Raw genomic sequence first — 5,607 nt, forward strand, 5'->3', positions numbered from 1 at the left:
CCAATGAGTATGTTCGTTAATCATAATGTGCCCTCAAACAAGATTTGAAGATCTGATCATGACATTGAGATTTAGTTCAAAAAAATCCCCGCTAATTTCTTAGCAGGGATTTGTGTATAAGAGACAGCTATTTTAGCGGCTTTAGAGTTTAATTATTTACAATTAGCGTTTGGTAAATACCAAAGCGTCGTCATTTGCATCAATAACAATCACGCAACCAGGTATGTAGTCCCCATTAAGTAGCTTTTGAGCCAGTGGGTTTTCTATCGTTTGTTGGATAGCCCGCTTAAGCGGACGTGCACCGTACACAGGATCAAACCCACTTGCTGCAATTTTATCAAGAGCCGCATCACTTATTTCAAGTAAATATCCCATTTCAGTTAAACGCTCACGTAATTTCATTAACTGAATATCAGCTATTTCTTTTATGTGCTCGTTAGCTAACGGATGGAACACAACCGTCTCGTCTATACGGTTAATAAACTCAGGCCTAAACTCATTAATTAATACTTCCATTACTTTAGCTTTAAGGGTCGTGTAGTCATTATTACCCGCTTGCTCTTGGATAATATCTGAACCTAAATTTGAGGTCATAATAATAACGGTATTTTTAAAATCAACGGTTCTACCTTGCCCGTCAGTTAATCGGCCATCATCTAATACTTGCAGTAAAATATTAAACACATCTGGATGTGCTTTTTCTATTTCATCAAGCAGTATTACTGAGTAAGGTTTACGGCGTACTGCCTCTGTTAAATAACCGCCCTCTTCATAACCCACATAACCTGGAGGTGCCCCGACTAAGCGTGCAACTGAATGTTTTTCCATAAACTCAGACATGTCGATACGCACCATGGCATCTTCGGTATCAAACATAAAACCAGCCAGTGCTTTTGTAAGCTCTGTTTTACCCACACCAGTTGGGCCTAAAAATAAGAAAGAGCCAATAGGACGATTAGGATCTGCAAGCCCTGCACGCGAGCGGCGTATTGCATTAGAAACAGCAACAACCGCTTCATCTTGCCCTATAACCTTACTGTGTAACTTATCTTCCATTTGCAGTAGCTTTTCACGCTCACCTTGTAGCATTCTTGCCACAGGAATACCTGTCCAACGAGACAATATTTCAGCAATTTCATCCTCACCTACTTGGTTTTTAAGCAGAGTCATTTCTTGCATTTCGGCTTGTGAGGCTAAATCGAGCTTGCGCTCAAGCTCTGGAATTCGTCCATATTGCAGCTCTGACATACGCTGTAAATCACTTGCTCTTCGCGCTACATCTAAATCTAATCTTGCTTGTTCAAGCTCGGCTTTAATTACTTGCGTGCCTTGAAGTGATGCTTTTTCAGCATTCCATATTTCGTCCAGCTCGCGGTATTGGCCGTCAAGGTCGGTGATCAATTCTTGCATTTCAGCTCGGCGTTTTTGACTTGCTTCGTCTTTTTCTTTCGCTAGCGCATTATCCTCCAACTTTAGTTGGATAATGCGACGTTCGAGTTTATCTAATGACTCTGGTTTTGAGTCAATTTGTAATCGAATTGAAGAACCCGCTTCATCTATTAAATCAATTGCTTTATCAGGTAACTGACGGTCGCTAATGTAACGATGAGATAACTGCGCCGCAGCTACAATCGCAGGATCAGTAATTTCTACTGAATGATGTAGCTCATACCGCTCTTTTAAGCCACGCAATATTGCGATGGTATCTTCAACAGATGGCTCTTCAATAAGTACCTTTTGAAATCGACGCTCAAGAGCTGCGTCTTTTTCTATGTATTTACGATATTCATCAAGCGTGGTTGCGCCAACGCAGTGTAACTCACCGCGTGCTAATGCTGGCTTTAACATATTGCCTGCATCCATTGCGCCATCACTTTTTCCTGCACCCACAATAGTATGTATTTCATCAATAAATAAAATGACTTGGCCTTCTTCTTTAGCCAATTCGTTTAATACTGATTTTAGACGTTCTTCAAATTCGCCACGGTATTTAGCACCCGCAACTAACGCACCTAAATCAAGTGATAGTACGCGTTTATTTTTTAATCCTTCAGGTACTTCACCGTTAATAATACGCTGTGCTAACCCCTCCGCGATTGCTGTTTTACCAACACCCGGTTCACCGATTAATACAGGGTTATTTTTAGTACGGCGTTGTAATACCTGAATCGTGCGGCGAATTTCGTCATCGCGACCAATAACGGGGTCAAGCTTACCTTGCTCAGCTCGCTCAGTTAGATCAATCGTGAACTTTTCAAGCGCTTGACGTGTTTCTTCGGCATTTGGGTCATCAACTTTTTGGCCGCCGCGAATCGCTTTAATTGCAGTTTCAATTTTGGTCGAGGTAATATTTAACGACCTAAATATATCGCCAAGTGGACCTTTATCATCGCATGCCGCCAGTACAAATAATTCACTTGAAATATATTTGTCTTTGCGTTTTTGCGCGTACTTATCACATAGGTTAATAAGTGATGCCATATTATTTGATAGCTGAACGTCACCACCGACACCTTCGACCTTAAATAATTTTTCTATTTCTTGTGAAAGCTTGGTGTTGAGTTCGTCAGCGCTGACACCCGTTTGTGCAAATAATGCACGTACACTAGAGCCACTTTGCTTTAGTAGTGAATACATTAAATGTACGGGTTCAATAAATTGATGATCGCGGCCAAGGGCTAGCGATTGCGCATCAGAGAGCGCAGATTGAAATTTACTTGTAAATCTATCTAAACGCATGGTGTTACCTATTAAATAATCTAATTGCTTAATTAATGGGTATGTTTAGGTGTTTGTTCAAGGTGTAGAGAGAAATATAATAGCTAAAGGTGCTAATTACTTGCGCCAGATCAAACTTGCCATACGTCCGGTTTGCCCATCCCGTCGATAAGAAAAAAATAAGTCACTTTGAGAGACTGTACAATAGTCGCCGCCTGTAATATTTTTAACGCCTTGCTGGGTAAGTAAAGTACGCGCAATGCCAAAAATATCAGCAAGAAATTTGCCATTAGCTTGTGGTGTAAATGCTTGAATAAATGAAGAAGACCTTTTTTGAAATAACTCAAACACTTCAGCGCCAACCTCAAATTGAGTTGGCCCAATTGCAGGCCCTAGCCAAGCATTTATATTTTCATACTTTGAGCTAAAACATTCTAAAGTATTTTTAATAATTCCCTGCTCAAGCCCCCGCCAGCCACCATGTATAGCTGCAACTTCCTTCTCATCATCACTCACTAATAAAATAGGTAAGCAATCGGCGGTCATGATAGCCAAAGGCTGATTTAATAACTGAGTATAAAGCGCATCAGCATTGTGTAACTTATTAGAGTCAAAATGTTCATCAACAATAACAACCTCAGAGCTATGAACTTGATTTAGCCACACGGCAGATTTAGGTAAGTGTTTGGTTAATAGTGAGCGGTTTTTTGATACATGATCTTGATTATCTCCAACATGGTACCCCAAATTGAAACTTTTAAATGGGGTTTTTGAAACACCACCTCCACAAGTAGTACTTAACGTTCCTACTTTATGAAGGTTTTGCCATGTCGCTGACAATAAGTGCATTATCTATCGATATCAGGATTAGCTTTAGTATCTTCACGTAGTGCATGTGTCATAGCAACCATATCATCAGGGATAGGTGCTTGCCATGTCATCATTTCACCAGTGATTGGATGCGCAATGCTCAATTTTACAGCATGTAATGCTTGGCGTCTAAAGCTACGAAGTAACTCGAATAACTCTGGTGTTGCACCTTTAGGTGGACGCGGACGGCCGCCATAAGATTGATCGCCAATTAGCGGATGATTTAAATGTGCCATGTGCACGCGAATTTGATGAGTACGGCCTGTTTCTAGGCGCAGACGTAAACGAGTATGAGCACGGAATTTTTCAGCAACACGATAATGTGTAATTGCCGGTTTACCCAGTTCATGTACGGCCATATGCGTACGCTGAGTAGGATGACGGCCAATCGCTTTTTCAACCATACCACCTGCAGTCATAGTACCATTACACAGTGCTTCATATTCACGCGTAAAGTTTTCACGCTTTTGCAGCGCTGTTACTAAATGCGTTTGTGCTGGAATCGTTTTAGCTACAACCATTAAACCGGTCGTGTCTTTATCTAAACGATGCACAATACCTGCGCGTGGCACGTTAATTATTTCAGGGTAGTAATGTAGCAATGCGTTTAACACTGTTCCATTAGGGTTACCTGCACCTGGGTGAACTACCAGGCCCAGTGGTTTATTAATTACCAAAATATCATCGTCTTCATAAACAATGTTTAATTTGATATCTTGTGCTTCGTATTCGCGTGGTGCTTCAATTGTTGTTTCAACACTTACAACTTCACCACCTAGTAGCTTTTCGCGTGGAGTGTTGAAAATTTCACCGTCTACAGTGATTTTATCATCCAAAATCCACGTTTTTATACGGGAACGTGAATAATCAGGGAACAATTGTGCTAATACTTGGTCTAGACGTTTACCACCTAATTCGGTTGGAACGTCGGCTTGAAGAGAAATTTGCTCTGACATTAGTAACTTTACCCAATTTACCAGTGCAAGCTTTGCTCGACTGGGTTAGAATCGCTTTTAATAAAAGCATAATATAATACGCATAGTTTACTCGGTTTTACCGACTTGGCCTAGCCGAAGACATCGAAGGTAACAAATAAAATGATAAATAAAATAGGGAAACGTGCATTTGCCATTGTTTTTTCAGTTTCTGTACTTAGTTTAGGCGCTTGTTCGTCTGCTCCAGACCAAGAAGACATTCAACGTGTACCGAATAAGTCTGCACACGCTTTATATGAAGATGCAAAAGAAACATTAGATTCTGGTTTATATGCTCGTGCAATTGAACTTTTGAGTGCAATAGACTCTCGCTACCCGTTTGGCCCATTCTCTAAGCAAGTACAAATGGACTTAGTCTATGCACATTATCAATCAGGTAATACTGAACAAGCACTTGCAACCATTGACCGCTTTATTCGCTTAAACCCAAATCATAAAGACCTTGATTACATGTATTACATGCGTGGTTTAGTAAACATTAAAGCAGATAAAAATGCGTTCCAAGAGTACTTTGGTGTAGATAGAGCCGACCGTGATGCTAACCGTACTCGTGTTGCATTTACAGATTTATCGACATTAGTAAAACGTTTTCCTAAAAGTGATTACGCGCCTGAAGCTAAGCGTCGTTTAGTGTGGCTTTTAAACCGCATGGCACGTTATGAATTAAAAGTAGCAACTTACTATTACGAACGTGAAGCTTATTTAGCTGCTGCTAATAGAGGTAAGTTTGTTGTTGAGCATTATTCACAAAGCAGTTACTTAGATCCCGCGCTTGAAATGATGGAGAAAAGTTACGATCAATTAGGTTTAACTGAGCTTAGTGAACACGCAAAGCAAACACGAAAACTAAATAAAAGAACTAAATAAAAGTACTAAATAAAAAAGGCGCTTACTAAGCTGTCTCTTATACACAAATCCCTGCTAAGAAATTAGCGGGGATTTTTTTGAACTAAATCTCAATGTCATGATCAGATCTTCAAATCTTGTTTGAGGGCACATTATGATTAACGAACATACTCATTGG

The 5,607-nt window shown here is 40.2% G+C and carries 4 protein-coding genes; 1 reads left to right on the forward strand and 3 read right to left on the reverse strand.

Annotation, left to right across the window (positions count from 1 at the left end):
- Positions 1-162: 162 nt before the first annotated feature.
- The 3 genes from clpB to rluD all read right to left on the reverse strand — a co-directional run bounded on the left by clpB (position 163) and on the right by rluD (position 4,544).
- Positions 163-2,739 carry an ATP-dependent chaperone ClpB gene (gene clpB, locus QL998_RS20095; RefSeq protein ID WP_182198056.1) on the reverse strand — a complete coding sequence of 859 codons (2,577 nt, stop codon included), beginning with the start codon at positions 2,737-2,739 and terminating at the stop codon, positions 163-165.
- A 96-nt stretch (positions 2,740-2,835) separates the two neighbouring features.
- Positions 2,836-3,567: a peptidoglycan editing factor PgeF gene (pgeF, locus tag QL998_RS20100; protein ID WP_290193359.1), complete on the reverse strand. Its 732-nt coding sequence runs from the start codon at positions 3,565-3,567 to the stop codon at positions 2,836-2,838.
- Positions 3,567-4,544 (reverse strand): 23S rRNA pseudouridine(1911/1915/1917) synthase RluD, encoded by a 978-nt coding sequence (gene rluD / locus QL998_RS20105; protein ID WP_290193360.1) that lies wholly within the window; start codon positions 4,542-4,544, stop codon positions 3,567-3,569. The genes pgeF and rluD overlap by 1 nt, the downstream gene beginning before the upstream one ends.
- A gap of 141 nt (positions 4,545-4,685) precedes the next feature.
- On the opposite strand from rluD, the gene QL998_RS20110 reads away from it, so the two are divergent.
- A complete protein-coding gene (locus QL998_RS20110) occupies positions 4,686-5,450 on the forward strand; it encodes an outer membrane protein assembly factor BamD (protein ID WP_002962210.1) in 765 nt (254 codons plus the stop codon).
- The last annotated feature ends 157 nt before the right edge of the window (positions 5,451-5,607 follow it).

This window comes from Pseudoalteromonas sp. APC 3691 (genome assembly GCF_030408135.1).
Lineage (GTDB): Bacteria > Pseudomonadota > Gammaproteobacteria > Enterobacterales > Alteromonadaceae > Pseudoalteromonas.

Coding starts and splice junctions, on each gene's coding strand:
- clpB (WP_182198056.1), bottom strand. CDS start 2,739: ATGCGTTTAGATAGATTTACAAGTAAATTTCAATCTGCGCTCTCTGAT.
- pgeF (WP_290193359.1), bottom strand. CDS start 3,567: ATGCACTTATTGTCAGCGACATGGCAAAACCTTCATAAAGTAGGAACG.
- rluD (WP_290193360.1), bottom strand. CDS start 4,544: ATGTCAGAGCAAATTTCTCTTCAAGCCGACGTTCCAACCGAATTAGGT.
- QL998_RS20110 (WP_002962210.1), top strand. CDS start 4,686: ATGATAAATAAAATAGGGAAACGTGCATTTGCCATTGTTTTTTCAGTT.